At 67.0% G+C, this 19,560-nt stretch carries 21 protein-coding genes; 20 read left to right on the top strand and 1 reads right to left on the bottom strand.

The window, feature by feature from the left end:
• Positions 1-130 precede the first annotated feature (130 nt).
• The 9 genes from ACXMYJ_RS07530 to ACXMYJ_RS07490 all read left to right on the top strand — a co-directional run bounded on the left by ACXMYJ_RS07530 (position 131) and on the right by ACXMYJ_RS07490 (position 8,520).
• On the top strand, positions 131-1,234 hold the full coding sequence (locus tag ACXMYJ_RS07530; RefSeq protein ID WP_260751161.1) for a homogentisate 1,2-dioxygenase: 1,104 nt from the start codon (positions 131-133) through the stop codon (positions 1,232-1,234).
• A gap of 2 nt (positions 1,235-1,236) precedes the next feature.
• Positions 1,237-2,415 carry an alpha/beta hydrolase gene (locus tag ACXMYJ_RS07525; RefSeq protein WP_260751160.1) on the top strand — a complete coding sequence of 393 codons (1,179 nt, stop codon included), beginning with the start codon at positions 1,237-1,239 and terminating at the stop codon, positions 2,413-2,415.
• Positions 2,412-3,614: a CaiB/BaiF CoA transferase family protein gene (locus ACXMYJ_RS07520; protein ID WP_260751159.1), complete on the top strand. Its 1,203-nt coding sequence runs from the start codon at positions 2,412-2,414 to the stop codon at positions 3,612-3,614. Before ACXMYJ_RS07525 ends, ACXMYJ_RS07520 begins: the two co-directional genes overlap by 4 nt.
• Positions 3,611-4,513 carry a hydroxymethylglutaryl-CoA lyase gene (locus tag ACXMYJ_RS07515; protein ID WP_260751158.1) on the top strand — a complete coding sequence of 301 codons (903 nt, stop codon included), beginning with the start codon at positions 3,611-3,613 and terminating at the stop codon, positions 4,511-4,513. The genes ACXMYJ_RS07520 and ACXMYJ_RS07515 overlap by 4 nt, the downstream gene beginning before the upstream one ends.
• Positions 4,514-4,519: 6 nt before the next feature.
• Positions 4,520-5,137 (top strand): TetR/AcrR family transcriptional regulator, encoded by a 618-nt coding sequence (locus tag ACXMYJ_RS07510; protein ID WP_260751157.1) that lies wholly within the window; start codon positions 4,520-4,522, stop codon positions 5,135-5,137.
• Positions 5,138-5,162: 25 nt separating this feature from the next.
• Positions 5,163-6,401 (top strand): acyl-CoA dehydrogenase family protein, encoded by a 1,239-nt coding sequence (locus tag ACXMYJ_RS07505; RefSeq protein ID WP_260751155.1) that lies wholly within the window; start codon positions 5,163-5,165, stop codon positions 6,399-6,401.
• 220 nt (positions 6,402-6,621) lie between these two features.
• Positions 6,622-7,620: a phosphotransferase family protein gene (locus ACXMYJ_RS07500; RefSeq protein ID WP_460355071.1), complete on the top strand. Its 999-nt coding sequence runs from the start codon at positions 6,622-6,624 to the stop codon at positions 7,618-7,620.
• A gap of 156 nt (positions 7,621-7,776) precedes the next feature.
• Entirely contained in the window at positions 7,777-8,106 is a 330-nt protein-coding gene (locus ACXMYJ_RS07495) for a DUF6285 domain-containing protein (RefSeq protein ID WP_460355068.1), read from the top strand.
• 189 nt (positions 8,107-8,295) lie between these two features.
• The gene (locus ACXMYJ_RS07490; RefSeq protein WP_260751151.1) at positions 8,296-8,520 is read left to right on the top strand and encodes a virginiamycin B lyase family protein; all 225 of its coding nucleotides are present in this window, start codon (positions 8,296-8,298) and stop codon (positions 8,518-8,520) included.
• Positions 8,521-8,526: 6 nt separating this feature from the next.
• On the opposite strand, the gene ACXMYJ_RS07485 is transcribed toward ACXMYJ_RS07490, so the two are convergent.
• On the bottom strand, positions 8,527-9,156 hold the full coding sequence (locus tag ACXMYJ_RS07485) for a class I SAM-dependent methyltransferase (RefSeq protein WP_460355066.1): 630 nt from the start codon (positions 9,154-9,156) through the stop codon (positions 8,527-8,529).
• A gap of 42 nt (positions 9,157-9,198) precedes the next feature.
• On the opposite strand from ACXMYJ_RS07485, the gene ACXMYJ_RS07480 reads away from it, so the two are divergent.
• From ACXMYJ_RS07480 to nuoI, 11 genes are all read left to right on the top strand, one after another.
• Positions 9,199-9,597: a nuclear transport factor 2 family protein gene (locus tag ACXMYJ_RS07480; RefSeq protein WP_260751149.1), complete on the top strand. Its 399-nt coding sequence runs from the start codon at positions 9,199-9,201 to the stop codon at positions 9,595-9,597.
• Positions 9,598-9,666: 69 nt separating this feature from the next.
• The gene (locus ACXMYJ_RS07475; RefSeq protein ID WP_460355063.1) at positions 9,667-10,086 is read left to right on the top strand and encodes an Rv3143 family two-component system response regulator; all 420 of its coding nucleotides are present in this window, start codon (positions 9,667-9,669) and stop codon (positions 10,084-10,086) included.
• Between the two features lie 164 nt (positions 10,087-10,250).
• Complete coding sequence (locus ACXMYJ_RS07470) at positions 10,251-10,625, top strand: NADH-quinone oxidoreductase subunit A (RefSeq protein WP_260751145.1); 375 nt, start codon at positions 10,251-10,253, stop codon at positions 10,623-10,625.
• Positions 10,616-11,170 (top strand): NuoB/complex I 20 kDa subunit family protein, encoded by a 555-nt coding sequence (locus ACXMYJ_RS07465; protein ID WP_260751144.1) that lies wholly within the window; start codon positions 10,616-10,618, stop codon positions 11,168-11,170. The genes ACXMYJ_RS07470 and ACXMYJ_RS07465 overlap by 10 nt, the downstream gene beginning before the upstream one ends.
• 70 nt (positions 11,171-11,240) lie before the next feature.
• The gene (locus ACXMYJ_RS07460; protein ID WP_260758011.1) at positions 11,241-11,867 is read left to right on the top strand and encodes an NADH-quinone oxidoreductase subunit C; all 627 of its coding nucleotides are present in this window, start codon (positions 11,241-11,243) and stop codon (positions 11,865-11,867) included.
• Positions 11,867-13,195 carry an NADH dehydrogenase (quinone) subunit D gene (gene nuoD / locus ACXMYJ_RS07455; RefSeq protein WP_260751143.1) on the top strand — a complete coding sequence of 443 codons (1,329 nt, stop codon included), beginning with the start codon at positions 11,867-11,869 and terminating at the stop codon, positions 13,193-13,195. The genes ACXMYJ_RS07460 and nuoD overlap by 1 nt, the downstream gene beginning before the upstream one ends.
• A complete protein-coding gene (gene nuoE / locus ACXMYJ_RS07450; RefSeq protein WP_460355057.1) occupies positions 13,192-14,079 on the top strand; it encodes an NADH-quinone oxidoreductase subunit NuoE in 888 nt (295 codons plus the stop codon). The genes nuoD and nuoE overlap by 4 nt, the downstream gene beginning before the upstream one ends.
• The gene (gene nuoF, locus ACXMYJ_RS07445) at positions 14,076-15,395 is read left to right on the top strand and encodes an NADH-quinone oxidoreductase subunit NuoF (protein WP_460355055.1); all 1,320 of its coding nucleotides are present in this window, start codon (positions 14,076-14,078) and stop codon (positions 15,393-15,395) included. Before nuoE ends, nuoF begins: the two co-directional genes overlap by 4 nt.
• Positions 15,392-17,806: an NADH-quinone oxidoreductase subunit G gene (locus ACXMYJ_RS07440; RefSeq protein WP_460355053.1), complete on the top strand. Its 2,415-nt coding sequence runs from the start codon at positions 15,392-15,394 to the stop codon at positions 17,804-17,806. The genes nuoF and ACXMYJ_RS07440 overlap by 4 nt, the downstream gene beginning before the upstream one ends.
• Complete coding sequence (nuoH, locus tag ACXMYJ_RS07435; protein ID WP_460355051.1) at positions 17,803-19,038, top strand: NADH-quinone oxidoreductase subunit NuoH; 1,236 nt, start codon at positions 17,803-17,805, stop codon at positions 19,036-19,038. The genes ACXMYJ_RS07440 and nuoH overlap by 4 nt, the downstream gene beginning before the upstream one ends.
• Positions 19,031-19,555, top strand: a complete 525-nt coding sequence (gene nuoI, locus ACXMYJ_RS07430; protein ID WP_260751137.1) for an NADH-quinone oxidoreductase subunit NuoI — start codon at positions 19,031-19,033, stop codon at positions 19,553-19,555. Before nuoH ends, nuoI begins: the two co-directional genes overlap by 8 nt.
• Positions 19,556-19,560: the final 5 nt, after the last annotated feature.

The raw sequence follows: 19,560 nt of genomic DNA, 5'->3' as shown, positions 1-19,560 counted from the left end.
CCGCCGATGCGACGGCTACGACCGCTGGAATCGGCAGAAATTCCACCGGAGGGGAACATCGCCGACACCCATTGACCACGCTTGGATCTAAAAGTAATGTCACTTTTACTTCTAGGCCGGGGAGATCGCGATGGAATCATTCGTCCACCTTCGAAAGGGCAAGACCCCCAAGCGGATTCATGCTGACCTCGACGGGCTCAAGGATGACGAGCTCGGTCGTGGCGGTTTCGTCGGCCGGACCGCCAACATGTACCGGCGGCACGACCCCACCGCCTACCGGAGCGTCGGCCCCCTCCGCCCCACCGACGTCCTGAGCAGTGAGCTCAAGCCCGGCGACGCCACCGATGCGCACGGCGGGCCGCTGTTGATGTTCTCCAATGCGGACTGCCAGGTGTTGCTGTCACGGCGCACCGAAGAGATGCCGTTCTTCGTCCGCTACGTCGACGGCGATCTGCTGTCCTTCGTCCATCGCGGATCCGGCTCCCTGGAAACCGAATTCGGGCCGCTGGACTACCGTCAGGGCGACTGGATCTACATTCCGAAGGCCTGCACGTGGCGGCAGCTGCCCGCCGAAGAGAGCACACTGCTGATGATCCAGGCGACCGACGAGTTCCGGGTGCCGCCCGCTGGCACTCTCGGCCGGCACTTCCCCTTCGACCCCGCGCAGGCGGTCATCCCCGAACCCCAGCCGATCGACGACGGCGTCGGCCCGCAGGTCGACGGAGAGTACGAAGTACGGCTGATCCACGACGGCGGGCCGACAAGCCTGTTCTACCAGCACAATCCGCTCGACGTCGAAGGTTGGCGCGGAGACAACTTTCCCTTCACCTTCAACATCGACGACTACACGGTCGTCACGTCCGAGAGCGTGCACCTGCCGCCCACAGTGCACCTGTTCATGCAGGCCACCGGGGTGTATGTGATGAACTTCCTGCCTAAACCCGCTGAGACGGTGCCCGGCACCGAACGCACGCCGTGGTACCACCGCAACGTGGACTACGACGAGATCGCGTTTTTCCACGACGGGTCCCTCTACGGCATCCCGATGCCTCCTGGCCTCGTGTCGCACGCACCGCAGGGTGTGCACCACGGGGCTCCGGAGAAGGCCCGCGAACGCGCGCGCCGCAAATTCGACGATTACGACCGGGTGGACTGGTCCGTCATCGCCATCGACACCCGACGGCGGTTGATCCCGTCGCCGGAGATCCTCGCCAACGATCTAGGGCAACACTGACGATGACGAAGCACGAATACGACCGTATCCCGTACCTGGTTGCCTACCAGAACAACTCGCGTGTCCGCGACGTCTACGGTGGCGTTGCCGAGCGGGTGGTGCTGGAAAGCTACCTGCTCAAGCCGAGAACGGTGGGAAGCGACACCGTGCTCGTGTTCATGCACCCGATCGGAGGGGGCGCGTACCTGCCGATGATCAACGCGCTCGCCCGCGCCGGCCATCACGTCATCTACTGCAACAGCAGATTCCGGGGCACCGACTCGGCGTTGCTGATGGAGAAGGTCGTCGAAGACCTCGGCGAGTGCATCAAGGACGCGAAGAACCGGCTCGGCTACTCCAAGGTGGTGCTCGCCGGGTGGAGCGGTGGCGGGTCCCTGTCGGCGTTCTACCAACAGCAGGCCCAGCACCCCACCGTGACGTCGAGCCCGTCGGGCGACGGTCCGGATCTGACCAAGCTCGGCCTCGTCCCGGCCGACGGCATCATGTTGCTCGCGGCGCACATCAGCAGACACGGCACCATGACCGAATGGCTGGACGCGTCGATTCTCGATGAATCGGACCCGACCAAGCGCGACCCCGAACTCGACCTGTACAACCCCGCCAACCCCAATCAGCCGCCGTACACGCCGGAGTTCTTGGAGCGCTACCGCGACGCCCAGGTCGCCCGGAACCGGCGGATCACCACCTGGGTGAAGGACAAGCTCGCCGAACTCAAGGCCGCCGGCCGACCCGATGACGAGTTCGCGTTCGTCGTCCACGGCACCATGGCCGATCCCCGCTGGCTGGACCCGACCGTCGATCCGAACGAACGGACCCCGGGAACCTGCTATCTGGGTGATCCTCAGGTGGTGAACATGAGCCCGGTGGGCCTGGCACGATTCTGCACGCTGCGCAGCTGGCTCTCGCAGTGGAGTTACGACGACGCGCACGGCGATGCCGTCAAGTGCGGTCCTGACATCGAGGTGCCCGCGCTGGTGATCGGAAACCTCGCCGACGACGCCTGCACTCCCAGCCACACACGCCGAATCTTCGAGGCGATCGGTCACCAGGACAAGGAGATGCACGAAATCGATGGAGCGAACCACTATTACGCCGGTCCGGATCAGCGGGACAAGCTCCGCGAGGCGGTCGGTATCGTCGCCGACTGGCTGGTTCGACACGACTTCGCGAGCGCCCGATGAGCACGGGTCCGCTCGACGGTATCCGGGTGCTTGAGGTCGGCACGCTGATCTCAGGCCCGTTCGCGGGACGCCTGCTCGGCGACATGGGTGCCGAGGTGATCAAGATCGAGCCGCCGGGTGCACCCGATCCGCTACGCACCTGGGGTCAGGCAGAGCTCGACGGGCATCACTTCTTCTGGACGGTGCACGCACGCAACAAGAAGGCCGTCACCCTGAATCTTCGCGTCCCGCAGGGTCGCGACCTATTCCTCGAACTGGTCGAGCGTTCCGACGTGATCGTCGAGAACTTCCGGCCCGGCACCCTGGAGAAATGGGGACTGGGTTATGACACTCTGCGTGACCGTCACCGCGGGATCATCCTGGTGCGAGTGTCGGGGTATGGGCAGACCGGCCCGGACGCGCACAAGGCCGGATACGCCTCGGTCGCCGAGGCCGCCAGCGGATTGCGGCACATGAACGGCTTCCCGGGCGGCCCTCCCCCGCGGTTGGCGCTGTCCCTGGGCGACAGCCTGGCCGGCATGTTCGCCGCGCAGGGCGCGCTTGCCGCGCTGTACCGCCGTTCCGTCACTGGCGACGGTCAGATCGTCGACGCGGCACTCACCGAATCATGTTTGGCGGTGCAGGAATCGACGATCCCCGACTATGACATCGGTGGAGTGGTGCGTGGCCCGTCGGGCACCAGGCTGGAAGGCATCGCTCCATCGAACATCTATCCGACCGCCGACGGCAGCTGGGTGGTGATCGCCGCCAACCAGGACACCGTTTTCCGGCGGTTGTGCGCCGCGATGGGCCAACCCGAACTCGCCACCGACGAGCGGTTCTCCAATCACGTTGCGCGCGGCCGCAATCAGGATGAGCTCGACGCGATCATCGCAGCGTGGGCCGCGCAGCGGCAGCCGGACGACATCATCTCCACCTTGTCCGACGCGGGCGTGATCAGCGGACCGATCAACACCGTCGCCGAGGTGGTCCGGGACCCGCAACTGCAGGCGCGCGGGATGATCGCCGACCACTGGGATGAGCGGATCGGGCGGAACATCAAGGGGCCAGGCGTGGTTCCGGTGTTGTCCGAGACGCCCGGCACGATCCGTTCTGCCGGATCGGCGCGGCCGGGCCAGCACAACGACCAAATCTACCGGGATCTACTCGGCAAGACCGACGCCGAGCTGGACGCTCTGAGAGCGGAGGGTGTGCTATGACCACGCCTACCCATGTCGACATCCGTGATGTGTCGATGCGCGACGGCCTGCAGATCGAGGATCCGATCCCGCTGTCGGCCAAGCTCGAACTCCTGGCGGCCATCGCGGCCACCGGCGTGCGGGAGATGGAGGCGACGGCGTTCGTGTCGCCGTCGAAGGTCCCCGCGCTGGCTGACGCCGCCGACCTCGCCGCCGAGCTGCACAACTTCCCCGGGATCGAGTTCTCCGCGTTGGTCGCCAGCCCGAACGGTGCGAGGCGGGCGATCGCCGCAGGTCTGCGCTCGATCGAATACGTGGTGTCGGCCGCCGACGGTCACAGCCGCGCCAACGTGGGGCGCTCCTCGGCGGAGGCCACGGCCCAGATCCCCGAGATCGTCGCGATCGCCCACGACAGCGAGGTGTCCGTCGAGGTCATCGTCGCGACTGCCTGGGACTGTCCGTTCGACGGGCCGACGCCGCCGCAGAGGGTCGTGGACATCGTGCGTGCGGCCGTCGACGCCGGTGTCGACCGCCTGGCCATCGCCGACACGATCGGCACCACGACACCGCGGCGGGTCAGTGATCTGATCGCGGTGGTCCGGCCGCTGATCGGCGACCTCCCGCTGGGCGCGCATTTCCACAACACCCGCGGCGCCGGCCTGGCCAGTGCGTACGCTGCGGTCGGCGCAGGCGTCACCAGGCTGGACGCCTCGGTGGGCGGCCTGGGCGGATGTCCGTTCGCCCCGGGGGCCAGCGGCAACATCGCGACCGAAGACTTGGTCTATCTGTTGCGGGACAGCGGCATTCACGTCGACGTGGATCTGGATGCAAGCATCGCCGCGGCCGGCGTGGCGCAGCGCGCGGTGGGCCACGACCTACCGAGCTCGCTGCTGCGCGCCGGCGACCGGATCCTGGGATAGCCGGCCGTGCCGCCGGAACCCGGTTCGCTCAGCGCCAAGGGCCGCCAGACCCGCGGCGCGATCGAACAGGCAGCCCGCAAGCTGTTCGCCGAGCGTGGCTTTCACGGCACCACGCTCACCGACATCACGTCGGCTGCCGGCAAGTCACCCGCGGTCTTCTACCGGTACTTCGCCGACAAGGAGGATCTGCTCGCTGCGCTGGCGCAGTCGTTCCTGCGCGATGTCGTCACTCCGTCCGGTCTGAGTGTTGCACTGCCCGAGTCGCCCGACGACGACGCGTTCTTCACCACGGTGGTCAGCGGGTACTGGACGATGTTCAAGCAGAACATCGGGATCATGATCGCCGTCGCGCAACTGGCCGCCACCCAGCCGCGCTTCGCGCTGGTGCAGAACGAGTTCCGGAGATTCGGCATCGACATCGTAGCGGCATCGGTGCTTCGCGCCCAAGAACAGGGATACGGTGGGGAACTGCACCCCGAGCACACGGCGGCGGCGATCGCGTTGCTGTTCGAGAACTTCACCACCGTGTTCGTCGGTGCATCCGGCCTGGGCATCGACATCGACGACGAGGAAGCGATCGCCACCCTCTCACGGATCTGGAAGAAGACGCTGTACGGATACTGACCACGACGACGTTCAAAGGAGAACTGTGGACTTCACCCTTCCGGACCACCTCCCCGGGCTGCTCGCCGAGATGGACGCGTTCATCGAGGCCGAGATCAAACCGCTGGAGCGCGAACACATCCAGTATTTCGACCAGCGACGCGAACATGCCCGCACCGATTGGGACAACGGCGGTGTGCCGCGTCGTGAGTGGGAGGATCTACTCGACGAGATGCGCCGGCGTGCCGACGCCGCGGGCTGGCTGCGTTTTGGGCTGCCGTCGCAGTTCGGGGGCCGGGACGGAAGCAACCTCGACATGGCGGTGATCCGGGAGCATCTGGCCCACAAGGGGCTGGGGTTGCACAACGACCTCCAGGACGAGTCCTCGATCGTCGGCAACTTCCCGCAGGTGATCATGATGGACCGCTTCGGCACCGACGAGCAGAAGCGGGAATGGACCGACGCACTGATCACCGGCAAGCGGTCGATGGCGTTCGGACTCACAGAACCCAATCACGGTTCGGATGCCACATGGCTGGAGACCACCGCCGTGCAAGACGGTGACATGTGGATCATCAACGGCGCCAAGCGCTTCAACACCGGGGTGCACCGTGCCACCCACGACCTGGTGTTCGCGAGGACCTCCGGTGAGGCGGGCCAGGCACGTGGCATCACCGCGTTCCTGGTGCCGACCGATGCGCCGGGATTCTCGGTTCCGTACTACTGGTGGACGTTCAACATGCCCACCGACCACGGCGAGGTGCTCCTGGAGAACGTGCGGGTGCCGTCGGACGCGGTGCTCGGCGAGGTGGATCGCGGGCTTGAGGTCGGGCAGACGTTCCTGCACGAGAACAGGATCCGCCAGGCCGCCAGCAGCCTGGGAGCGGCCCAGTACTGCATCGACCGCGCCGTCGCTTACGCCAACGACCGTAAGGTGTTCGGCAAGCCGCTCTCGACCCACCAGGCCGTGCAGTGGCCGCTCGTGGAGTTGCAGACCGAGGCGCAGATGGTGCGCCTGCTGGTGCGTTTCGCGGCGTCCGAACTCGACCGCAACCACCACATGGAGGTGTCGGACAAGGTGTCGATGGCCAACTACCGGGCCAACCGCCTGGTCTGCGAGGCCGCCGATCGCGCCATGCAGGTGTTCGGCGGTGTCGGCTACAGCAGGCACGAGCCGTTCGAGCACATCTATCGGCATCATCGCCGGTATCGGATTACCGAGGGGGCGGAGGAGATTCAGATCCGGCGGGTGGCGCAGAGGCTGTTCGGATTCGGGCGGCGATGAGCGCTTGCGCGAAGAGCAGAAGGCAGCGATGAGCGCTTGCGCGAAGAGCAGAAGGCAGCGATGAGCGCTTGCGCGAAGAGCAGAAGGCAGCGATGAGCGCTTGCGCGAAGAGCAGAAGGCGGCGATGAGCGCTTGCGCGAAGAGCAGAAGGCGGCGATGAGCGCTTGCGCGAAGAGCAGAAGGCAGCGATGAGCGCTTGCGCGAAGAGCAGAAGGCAGGCATGAGCGCCGATTTGGCCGCGGCTCTCGAAGAGGTGCTGCGGCCGGTGCTCGGCGACACGACCGTCGAGAATCTGCAACGGCTGACGGGTGGGGCGAGCCGGACGACGTGGAGTTTCACCACGCACGCGAGGAGCAGATCAGACACCGCGTACGTCGACGGTAATGCCCGGCCGCTGATCCTGCGTACAGGCGCCCGCGACGACATCCACGCCAGCATGGAGCTGGAGGCCAAGGTTCAGCAGCGCGCCGCCGCTGCCGGCGCCCCGGTGCCCCACATCCTCACCGCGGACAGTTCTTCGGAGGTCGTGGGTGATCCGTTCCTGATCTGTGATGCCATTCCCGGTGAGACGATCGTTAGGCGCATCTTCCGCGGCCTCGATCAGGAAGGACGCACTCGCCTGCTCGGACAGTGTGCGACAGCGCTTGCGGCGATTCATCGCGCCGACCCGGACGGTATTGGTTTGACCGCGCCCGACGAGCTCGCCGGGTGGCGAACACGTCTGGATGAGATCGGCGACACCACAGCGGCTTTCGAGTGGACATTCCGTCGGCTGGCTGACGCGCGTCCGGCCCCCTCACCGATGCGCCTGGTGCACGGCGATTTCCGGATGGGCAACGTAATCGTCGACGAGTCAGGCCTTGCCGCGGTGCTTGACTGGGAACTGACGCATATCGGGGAGATCTACGAAGACCTGGCGTGGTTCTGTATCCGCGCATGGCGGTTCGGCGCACCCGAGGAACTCGGAGCAGGCGGCCTGGGCAGCGTGGAGGCGTTCTTGCAGGCCTATGAGGCGGCGGCGGGTACCACGCTAGACCGCAAGGCTTTCCGGTGGTGGCTGACCGTGGCGACACTGCGGTGGGGCGTCATCTGCCGGCACCAGGCCGAACGCCACCTGTCCGGCGAGTCGCCGTCGGTCGAGCTGGCGGCGATCGGTCGCCGGGTCAGCGAAACCGAATGGGACCTGCTGGATCTGCTGTCAGGAGGAGGGCCGCGATGAGCGCTCGCGCGAAGAGCCGAGGGCCACGATGAGCGCTCGCGCGAAGAGCCGAGGGTCACGATGAGCGCTCGCGCGAAGAGCCGAGGGCCACGATGAGCGCTCGCGCGAAGAGCCGAGGGTCACGATGAGCGCTCGCGCGAAGAGCCGGGGGTCACGATGAGCCGACGTCCCACCGCCGCTGAGCTTGTCGCCGCCGTGGCCAACTTCCTCGACAACGACGTCCGCGCCCTCGGAGGTCAGGTCGGCTTCCATTCCCGCGTAGCGGCCAACGTGTTGCGCATTGTCGAGCGGGAGCTGCTCGACGAGGAGCGGGCAGCGGTGCGGGCCGCGATCGATGGTCTCGGCTTCCCCGACGAGCAGTCGCTGGCCGGTGCGATTCGGGACGGCAGACTCGACGACCGGGGTGACGAGGTGATGAAGTGCCTGCGCCTGACGGTGCGGCACCGGTTGTCGATCGACCACCCGGGGTATGCGGACGGGCGATGATCCCGTTCGTCTCGTCGATGACGCAGCTCATGGTCACCGAGGCCCCGACCCGTACGGCATCGCCCCCGACGGGGTCGGCGTGGTGTGGGTGACGCTGGTGCACAGCGGCGTCGTCGTCCGCCTGACCGCTGACGGCGGTCAACAGCGCTTCAGGCCGCGTCGGGTACAGCCACGGCGAGGTCGCCGAGTTTGCCTGCCGGGCCCGGCCGGCCGGCCACCCCCGATCGCCGCCGGGCAGCGCGGTGCTGGTTTACCGAGTGGGCCGCGGGTCGCGTCGGACACCTGACCGCCGACGGTGTCATCAGCGAGTACGCCCTCCCGGTGGCCGCCTCCGAACCCCACGGGATCGCCGTCGTCCCGGACGGCACGGTGTGGGTCGCCGCCGGGGGCAGGTCGGTGGTCGGGCTGCGCTGACGCGGATCAGAGCCTGCGCACCCGCGCCAGCCACGCGGGTTCGTCGACGACGGTGCCGATGGGCAGCCCCAGCGCCTCGGCGTGGATCTCCGTCACCATTCCTCGGTATCTCGTCTCGTCGAGCGCCTCGATCTCCCACCCCGCCTCGAAAGCGGCCCGGATGGTGTTGTCACTGACCTCGGGCCCGAATCCGCGGCCGGTGTCCGAGAGTGCGAGGACATGCACCACGGAGCCGGTCCGGGTCGCCGAGCGGAGGCTCCGCACGTAGGACGCGCGGTCTTCGTCGTCAAAGATGTGGAACAGCGCGCTGTCGATGATTGTGTCGTACTTCGGCTGCTCGGGGAGGTGCAGTGCGTCGGCCACGGCGAAGCGGGCGTTCACGCCGCGCGCCTCGGCGTTGCGCCGGGCCTGTTCGATCGCGGTGGGCGCACCATCCATCCCGACCACGTCGTAGCCCGCCTCGGTCAGCAGGATGGTGTGCTCGCCGGTACCACATCCGGCGTCGAGCACCCGGCCGGTGATCAGACCGGCCCGTTCCAACTCGATGACGGCCGGTTGCGGCTCGCCGATCACCCACGGCAGAGTCTGGTTCTTGTAGAACTCGTCGAAACGGGACAGTCTTGGGGTCAGATTCATGCCCGCCAGCGTTCAACCTGAACCGAAGTTGAGGTCAACACGATGCCCGTGACAGTCACCGCCGCCGTGGCCGACCGGCTTTTCGGCGCGATCGAGCACAGCGACATCACCACGGTGGCGAAGCTGTTCAGTCCGGGCATCGCGGTCTGGAAGAGTGGCGACACCCGGGACAACGACCATGCCCGTTCGGTGAAGATCATCCAGTGGTTCGTCGACGCCACCGTTGATCGCCGCTACGAGATCCTGGACCGCCAGCTGTTCGACGGAGGTTTCGTCCAGCAACACGTCCTGCATGCGCGTACCCCCGCCGGGACGACGATCGCGATGCGGGTGTGCATCGTGATCAAAGTGGACGCAGACGGAATGATCACCCGGGTCGACGAGTACTTCGACCCCGCCGAGATCGAGCCACTGCTGTCCACACCTCGTCGTGACCGCTGAAGCGGCGGCGTAGCAGCCCTTTTCGGTGTTCGGGCCTCGGCACCGGGACTGCGCGTTACCATCGCGCCCATGGCCGTGCCATCTCCGGAGCCATCACGGGCTCAGGACCCGCTGCGGATCCTCGTCTACAGCGACAACCCCAGGACCAGGGAACAGGTCAGGCTGGCGCTGGGTAAGCGCATCCACCCGGAGTTGCCCGAACTGACCTATCTCGACGTCGCCACGGGACCGATGGTGATCAAGCAGATGGACGAGGGTGGATTCGACCTGGTGATCCTCGACGGGGAGGCCGCCCCGGTCGGCGGGATGGGGATCGCCAAGCAGCTCAAGGACGAGATCAACGACTGCCCGCCGATCCTGGTGCTGACCGGGCGTCCTGATGACGCGTGGCTGGCCCGGTGGTCGCGGGCCGAGGCCGCGGTGCCACATCCGATCGATCCCATCCGGCTGGGCGACGCGGTGGTGTCGCTGCTACGCCCCGCGCTCTGACCGGATCCGCAGGAAACGTCCTGGCGCAGTTACCTATTCGAGGCAGAGCGAGATCGCCGGACGACGCCACTAGCGATACTAACCAAAATGTATGGCGCGGATCCCAAACAAGGCTAGGCTGTGCGGTAGCTCACATCGACTGCCCCGAGGAGCTGCAACGCAGTATGGATCTGTACACGCCCATTCTGGTGCTTGGTGCGATCGCCGCTGTGTTCGCCGTCGGGTCGGTCGGGATCGCGCTGCTGATCGGGCCGCGACGTTACAACCAGGCCAAGCTCGAAGCCTACGAGTGCGGCATCGAACCGATGGATCCGATGGACCCTGCCGCGGCCGCGACGGGGCAGCGCTTCCCCATCCGCTACTACCTGACGGCGATGTTGTTCATCGTCTTCGACATCGAGATCGTCTTCCTTTACCCGTGGGCGGTCGCGTTCGACAGCCTCGGGCTGTTCGCCCTGGTGGAGATGCTGCTGTTCATGGTGATCGTGTTCGTCGCCTACGCCTACGTGTGGCGGCGGGGAGGCTTGCAATGGGATTAGAGGAACGGTTGCCCAGCGGAATCCTGCTCTCGACCGTCGAGAAGGTCGCCGGATACGTACGCAAGGGTTCGCTGTGGCCCGCGACTTTCGGGCTCGCCTGCTGTGCGATCGAGATGATGGCGACCGCGGGACCGCGTTTCGACATCTCCCGATTCGGCATGGAGAGGTTCTCGGCGACACCGAGGCAGGCCGATCTGATGATCGTCGCGGGCCGGGTCAGCCAGAAGATGGCGCCGGTGCTGCGTCAGATCTACGACCAGATGGCCGAACCGAAATGGGTGCTGGCCATGGGGGTGTGCGCCTCTTCCGGCGGAATGTTCAACAACTACGCGGTGGTGCAGGGGGTTGACCACGTGGTGCCTGTCGACATCTACCTGCCGGGGTGTCCGCCCCGGCCCGAGATGCTGCTGCACGCAATCCTCAAACTGCACGACAAGATTCAGCAGATGCCCCTCGGGGTGAACCGCGAGGAGGCGATCCGGGAGGCCGAGCAGGCTGCGCTGGCAGCGCCGCCGACGATCGAGCTGAAAGGCCTGCTGCGGTGATGAGGATGGTGCACCGGTGAGCGCTTCGGACGGCGACGTGCGCCCCGAGGTGATTGGGGTGCGCCGGGGCATGTTCGGCGCCGAGGGCTCCGGCGACACCTCGGGTTACGGCCGCCTGATCCGTCCGGTCGCGCTTCCGGGCGGCTCCCCGCGGCCGTACGGGGGGTATTTCGACGACATCGTCGACACGCTGGAAGCCGCACTGGGCGAAGAGACCTACGCCGAATCGATCGAGCGGGTGGTGGTCTACCGCGACGAGCTCACCGTCGAAGTGCACCGCGACCGGCTCGTCGAGGTGGCCCAGACCTTGCGCGACGACCCGGCACTGCGTTTCGAATTGTGCCTGGGCGTCAGCGGTGTGCATTATCCCGACGACGCGGGCCGCGAGCTCCATGCGGTCTATCCGCTGATGTCGATCACGCACAACCGGCGGATGCGCATCGAGGTGGCCGCTCCCGATGCCGACCCGCACATCCCCTCGTTGTTTCGTGTCTATCCGACCACCGACTGGCACGAACGTGAGACCTACGACTTCTTCGGCCTGATCTTCGACGGCCATCCATCGCTGACCAGGATCGAGATGCCGGACGACTGGGTGGGCCATCCGCAGCGGAAAGACTATCCACTGGGCGGCATTCCAGTCGAATACCACGGCGCCGAGATCCCGCCTCCCGACCAGCGGAGGGCATACAACTGATGACCACTTCGAAGCAACCGCCCGAACGGGTGGTGGTCGTCGGCGGCCAGGACTGGGATCAAGTCGTCACTGCGGCCAGGCAGAACGCGGCCGAGCACGCCGGTGAGCGCATCGTCGTCAACATGGGTCCGCAGCACCCGTCCACGCACGGTGTGCTGCGGTTGATCCTGGAGATCGAAGGCGAGACGATCGTCGAAGCCCGGTGCGGCATCGGGTATCTGCACACCGGTATCGAGAAAAACCTGGAGTTCCGGAACTGGACGCAGGGTGTCACGTTCGTGACCCGGATGGACTATCTGTCACCGTTTTTCAACGAGACCGTCTACTGCCTCGGCGTGGAAAAGCTACTCGGGGTCACCGACGACATCCCGGAACGGGCCTCGGTGATCCGCGTGATGATGATGGAGCTCAACCGGATCTCCAGTCATCTTGTCGCGCTGGCGACCGGTGGCATGGAGCTGGGCGCCATGACCGCGATGTTCCTCGGCTTCCGCGAACGCGAACTCATTCTCTCGGTGTTCGAGACGATCACCGGGCTGCGGATGAACAACGCCTACATCCGGCCGGGCGGGGTGGCCGCCGACCTGCCCGATGAGGCGCTCCCCCAGCTCCACGACCTGCTCAAGGTGCTGCCGGCGCGGCTTCGCGACATGGAGGACCTGCTCAACGAGAACTACATCTGGAAGGCCCGCACGCAGGGGGTGGGCTATCTCGACCTGACCGGGTGCATGGCGCTGGGCATCACCGGTCCCGTGCTGCGGTCCACCGGCCTACCCCACGACCTACGGAAGACCCAACCCTATTGCGGCTACGAGACTTACGAGTTCGACGTCATCACTGACGACCAGTGCGACTCCTATGGCCGGTATTTGATCCGAGTCAAGGAGATGCACCAGTCGATCAGGATCGTCGAGCAGTGCGTGGACCGTCTCGAGCCATTGTCCGGTGCGCCGGTGATGATCGCCGACAAGAAGCTGGCATGGCCTGCCGACCTGAAGGTCGGACCCGACGGTCTGGGGAATTCCCCCGAGCACATCGCCAAGATCATGGGTCACTCGATGGAGGGTCTGATCCACCACTTCAAGCTGGTGACCGAGGGGATCCGGGTGCCGGCCGGGCAGGTCTACGTCGCGGTCGAATCGCCGCGCGGCGAGCTTGGGGTGCACATGGTCTCCGACGGCGGGACACGCCCTTACCGGGTGCACTACCGGGATCCGTCGTTCACCAATCTCCAAGCCGTGGCGGCGATGTGTGAGGGAGGCATGGTCGCGGACGCGATCACGGCAGTGGCATCGATCGACCCGGTGATGGGCGGGGTGGACAGATGACCAACGTCTTTCTGGAGCTGGGCCAGCGGCCTGACGAGCCCGGTCCCCCGGTTCACGGGCCCACGAGGTATCCCGCCGAGGTGACCGCGAGGCTGGAGGCAGACGCGGCGACGATCGTGGCCCGCTACCCGCAGGCGAGGTCGGCGCTGCTGCCTCTTCTGCACCTGGTGCAATCCGAGGACGGCTACCTTACCCCGGCCGGAATTGCTTTCTGTGCAGCACAGTTGGGTCTCACGGACGCGGAGGTGACCGCGGTCGCGACGTTCTACTCGATGTACCGGCGCGAACCGACCGGCGATTACCTGGTGGGGGTCTGCACCAACACCCTCTGCGCGGTGATGGGCGGCGACGCGATCCTGGAGAGCCTGGAGACGCACCTGGGCGTCGCACCGGGCCAGACCACCGCGGACGGGGCGGTCACGCTGGAGCATGTCGAGTGCAACGCCGCCTGTGACTACGCCCCGGTGGTGATGGTGAACTGGGATTTCTTCGACAACCAGACCCCGGCCTCGGCCCGAGATCTCGTGGATGCGCTGCGCTCGGGTCGCCCACCGACGCCGTCGCGCAGCGGTTCGCTGTGCACCTTCCGGGAGACCGCGAGAATCCTTGCCGGGCTTACCGGCCCGTGTGACGAGGTGGCACCGGGAGAGGTCGGTGCGGCGACACTGGCCGGGCTGCGGTTCGCCCGCAAGCACGGCATGTCGGCACCAGATGGCGGTGCGCCGTCGGACACCTCCGATTCCGGGCATGCCGCACCGTCGGCGGACGGGCAGGCCGAAGCCGCCGAGGCCGTGAAAGACCAACCGGCACCGGCACCGTCGGCCGACGTCCCGGCGCGGCCGTCGACACCGGAAACCGACCCGAAGGCGGCGGATCACCGATGAACACGCTGACCCCGGTGCTGAGCCGGTTCTGGGACGAGCCACAACCGTGGTCATTGGACACCTATCGCCGCCACGGCGGGTACCAGGCACTGGACCGGGCGCTGGCCATGACACCCGACGACGTGATCGCCACAGTGAAGGACTCCGGACTGCGGGGACGCGGAGGCGCGGGTTTCCCGACCGGGACGAAGTGGTCGTTCATTCCCCAGGGGAAGGAGGGCGCCGCCGCCAAGCCGCACTATCTGGTGATCAACGCCGATGAGTCCGAACCCGGCACCTGCAAGGACATTCCGCTGCTGCTGACCAGCCCGCATTTCCTGGTCGAGGGCGCGATCATCGCCGCATACGCGATCCGGGCCCATTACGCGTTCATCTACCTGCGCGGTGAGGTGGTGCCGGTGCTGCGGCGATTGCAGGCCGCGGTCGCCGAGGCCTACGCCGCGGGACATCTCGGCACCGACATCCACGGGTCCGGTTTCGATCTGGAACTCATCGTGCACGCCGGGGCCGGCGCCTACATCTGCGGTGAGGAGACCGCACTGCTGGACTCACTGGAGGGCCGGCGCGGCCAGCCCCGGTTACGGCCGCCCTTCCCGGCCGTCGCAGGACTCTACGCATGCCCGACCGTGGTCAACAATGTCGAGTCGATCGCCAGCGTGCCGCCGATCATGCTCAACGGTGTCGACTGGTTCCGGTCCATGGGTTCGGAGAAGTCACCTGGTTTCACGCTGTACTCGTTGTCCGGTCACGTCACGACACCCGGTCAGTACGAGGCTCCGCTCGGTGTCACGTTGCGGCAGTTGCTCGAGTACGCCGGCGGGGTCCGGGCCGGGCACTCACTGAAGTTCTGGACGCCGGGCGGATCCTCGACACCACTCCTGACCGCCGAACACCTGGATGTCCCCTTGGATTACGAGGGCATGGCCGGTGTCGGGTCCATGCTCGGCACCAAGGCGCTGCAGATCTTCGACGAGACCACCTGTGTGGTGCGGGCGGTGCGCCGGTGGACGCAGTTCTACGCGCACGAGTCGTGCGGCAAGTGCACCCCGTGCCGTGAGGGCACCTACTGGCTGGCGCAGATCTACGAGCGTCTCGAGACCGGTGCGGGCACCGAGGCGGATCTGGACAAGCTGCTCGACATCTCCGACAACATCTTCGGGAAGTCGTTCTGCGCGCTGGGTGACGGGGCGGCGAGTCCGATCATGTCCTCGCTCAAGTATTTCCGCGGTGAGTACGAAGCGCACCTCGCCGCCGGCGGATGCCCGTTCGACCCGTACGCGTCGATGCTGGCCGCACCGGAAGGAGTGGGCGCATGACCCTCGCAGAGCACAGCCACGACGCGCCACCGGTGGAGATGGTGACCCTGACCATCGACGGCAACGAGGTCACGGTGCCCAAGGGCACGTTGGTGATCCGCGCCGCCGAGTTGATCGGGCTGCAGATCCCGCGCTTCTGCGACCATCCCCTGCTCGACCCGGTGGGTGCCTGCCGACAGTGCCTCGTCGAGGTGGAAGGACAACGCAAACCGTTGGCGTCGTGCACCACCACCGTGGCCCCCGAGATGGTGGTGCGCACCCAGTACACCTCAGAGGCCGCCGATAAAGCCCAGCACGGCGTGATGGAACTGCTGCTGATCAACCACCCGCTGGACTGTCCCGTCTGCGACAAGGGCGGCGAATGTCCGCTGCAGAACCAGGCGATGTCCAACGGCCGTGCCGAGACCCGTTTCGAGGACGTCAAACGGACGTTTCCCAAGCCCATCAACATCTCGTCGCAGGTGCTGCTCGACCGGGAACGCTGCGTGCTGTGCGCCCGCTGCACACGCTTTTCCGATCAGATCGCCGGCGACCGGTTCATCGATCTGCTGGAACGCGGTGCGCGCCAACAGGTCGGGATCGCGCCGGGTGAACCGTTCCAGTCGTACTTCTCCGGCAACACCGTGCAGATCTGCCCGGTCGGTGCGCTGACCGGCGCCGCGTACCGGTTCCGAGCGCGGCCGTTCGATCTGGTGTCGAGCCCGAGCGTGTGTGAGCACTGTGCGTCGGGATGCGCGCAGCGCACCGACCACCGCCGCGGCAAGGTGATGCGCCGCCTGGCCGGCGACGATCCCGAGGTGAACGAGGAATGGAACTGCGACAAGGGTCGGTGGGCGTTCACCTACACCACGGTGGGCGACCGCCTCACCACACCGCTGGTGCGTGACGGCGGCGCCCTGCGGCCGGCCTCGTGGTCGGAGGCGCTCAGCGTCGCCGGGGCCGGGTTGGCCGCGGCCGCAGGCAGCACCGGTGTGCTGGTCGGCGGCCGGGCCACCGTCGAGGACGCATACGCCTACGCCAAGTTCGCGCGAATGGTGTTGAACACCAACGACATCGACTTCAGGACCAGACCGCACAATGCGGAAGAGGCCGGCTTCCTCGCCGCGCACATCGCGGGCCTGCCCATGACCGTGACCTACGCCGATCTGGAGAAGGCGCCAGCGGTGCTGCTGGCGGGTCTGGAACCCGAAGAGGAGTCACCGATCGTCTCTCTGCGCCTGCGCAAGGCCGTCCGCAAACACGGACTGCAGGTGCTGTCGATCGCGCCGCTGGCCACCCGTGCCCTCGGCAAGCTGTCGGGCCGGCTGATCCGGTGCGCCCCGGGTTCCGAGGCGGCCGCTCTGGACGGGCTGGCCGGCGACGAACTGCTGTCGATGGCCGGTGCGCTGCTCCTGGTCGGAGAGCGCCTCGCCGTGTCCCCCGGCGCGCTGACGGCGGCGGCACGACTCGCCGAGAACACCGGGGCGCGCCTGGCGTGGATACCGCGGCGCGCCGGAGATCGCGGGGCGGTGGAGGCGGGCGCGCTGCCGAACCTGCTGCCGGGCGGTCGACCGGTCGGCGACCCCGCTGCCCGCCGGCAGGTTGCCGACGCATGGCACGTCGACGACCTCCCGGACGTCCCGGGCCGCGACACCTCGACGATCCTTGCCGGCGCCCGTGACGGCACGTTGGGCGCGTTGCTGCTCGGCGGCGTCGAACTCGACGACCTGCCCGATCCCGACGCCGCCCGCGCCGCGGTGGAGGCGGCCCCGTTCGTCGTCAGCCTGGAGTTGCGCCATAGCGATGTCACCGAACGTGCCGACGTGGTGTTCCCGGTCGCGCCCGTCGCCGAGAAGGCGGGCTCCTTCCTCGACTGGGAGGGCCGCAGTCGCGCGTTCGGACCGGCACTGCAGAGCAACGCGATCTCCGATCTGCGGGTGCTGAGCCTCCTGGCTGACGAGATCGGGGTCGACCTCGGCCTGGCAACCGCTGCGCAGGAACGGGTCCGCCTCGGGATGTGGTCGGGAAACCGCGCCGCCGCTCCGCAGGTTGATCCGTCGCCGCCACAACCGCAGCACGGTCAGGCCGTGCTGGCGGGCTGGCGGATGCTGCTCGACGACGGACGGCTGCAGGATGGTGAACCACACCTGGCCGGTACGGCGAGAGCGCCCGTGGCCTGCCTCTCGCCGGCCACGGCGGACGAGATCGGTGTCGCCGCCGGTGAACTCGTGTCCGTCAGCACCGCCCGCGGCGCGATCACGCTGCCGTTGACGGTGGCCGACATGGACGACCGTGTGGTCTGGGTGCCGCTGAACTCCCCCGGCAGCCACGTGCACCGAAGCCTGGGTGTGACGACCGGCGCGGTGGTGTCGATCGGTCGCGCCCCGTCCGGCTGCGGCCAGAACGGCCAATCTGACCGGAGCCCGGCATGACCTACCCCGACCCCACACTGTTCGGACACGATCCGTGGTGGCTGATGGTCGGAAAAGCCGTCGGCATCTTCGGATTCCTGGTTCTGACCGTGCTCGCCGCGATCCTGATCGAGCGAAAGATCCTGGGACGCATGCAGATGCGCCTCGGTCCGAACCGCGTCGGTCCGCGTGGCCTGTTGCAGTCGCTGGCCGACGGCGTGAAGCTCGCGCTCAAAGAGGGACTTGTCCCCGCCGGGGTCGACAAGGGCATCTATCTGGCGGCCCCGGTGATCGCGGTGACCCCGGCATTCATGGCGTTCGCGGTGATCCCGCTCGGCGGCGAGGTGTCGGTGTTCGGCCACCGCACCGCACTGCAGTTGACGGATCTGCCGGTCGCAGTGCTCTACATCCTGGCGGTGACCTCGATCGGGGTGTACGGCATCGTGCTGGCCGGCTGGGCGTCGGGGTCGGTGTATCCGCTGCTGGGCGGGCTGCGCTCGACGGCGCAGGTGATCTCCTACGAGATCGCCATGGCGCTGTCGTTCGTCGCCGTGTTCATCTATGCGGGCACGATGTCGACCTCCGGCATCGTCGCGGCGCAGAACGACACGTGGTTCGTCGTCCTGCTGTTGCCGTCATTCCTGGTCTACCTGACTGCCATGGTCGGCGAGACCAACCGCGCACCTTTCGATCTTCCCGAAGCGGAGGGTGAACTCGTCGGCGGATTCCACACCGAGTACTCCTCGCTGAAGTTCGCGATGTTCATGCTGGCCGAATACGTGAACATGACGACGGTGTCCGCGCTGGCCACCACGCTGTTCCTCGGCGGCTGGCGGGCTCCGTTCCCGATCAGCCTCTGGGAGGGAGCCAACAGCGGCTGGTGGCCGGTGCTGTGGTTCACCGCCAAGGTGTGGCTGTTCCTGTTCTTCTTCATGTGGTTGCGCGCCACCCTCCCGCGGATGCGCTACGACCAGTTCATGGCGCTGGGGTGGAAGATCCTGATCCCGGTGTCGCTGGGCTGGATCGTCATCGTGGCGACCACCCGCGCACTGCTCGACCAGGGCGTGCAGACCTGGACCACCGCCCTGATCGGTGTTGCGGTCGTCGCGGCCCTGCCGCTGGTGCTGGTGGGCGGACGGCGAAGGCGCGCCACACGGAGTCGCCGTGAACCCGTCCCACCGGCCGGGGGCGGCGCCTACCCGGTGCCCCCGCTGCCCGCCAAGGACCGTCGCAAGGAGAGTGCGGATGCCTAAGTTCCTCGACGCGGTCGCAGGTTTCGGAGTCACCTTCGGCTCGATGTTTAAGAAACCGGTGACCGAGGAGTACCCGGAAAAGCCCGGTCCTGTTGCCAAGCGCTACCACGGCCGGCATCAACTCAACCGCTACCCCGACGGCCTGGAGAAGTGCATCGGGTGTGAGCTGTGCGCATGGGCCTGCCCGGCCGACGCGATCTTCGTCGAGGGCGCCGACAACACCGAAGACGAACGGTTCTCTCCCGGCGAGCGATATGGCCGGGTTTACCAGATCAACTATCTGCGGTGCATCGGATGCGGCTTGTGCATCGAGGCGTGCCCGACCCGGGCGCTGACGATGACCAACGACTACGAGATGGCCGACGACAACCGCACCGATCTAATCTACGGCAAGGACAAGCTGCTGGCCCCGCTGGAACCCGGCATGGAGCCTCCGCCACACCCGATGGCGCCCGGCAGCACCGACGACGACTACTACCTCGGCAACGTCGGGCCCGTCGCCCGGGACAGCAGTTGAGGAGC

The sequence above is a fragment of the Mycobacterium sp. ZZG genome (assembly GCF_054786995.1).
Note: the sequence above shows the minus strand (reverse complement) of the source record. Positions and strands in the feature narration are given on the sequence as shown.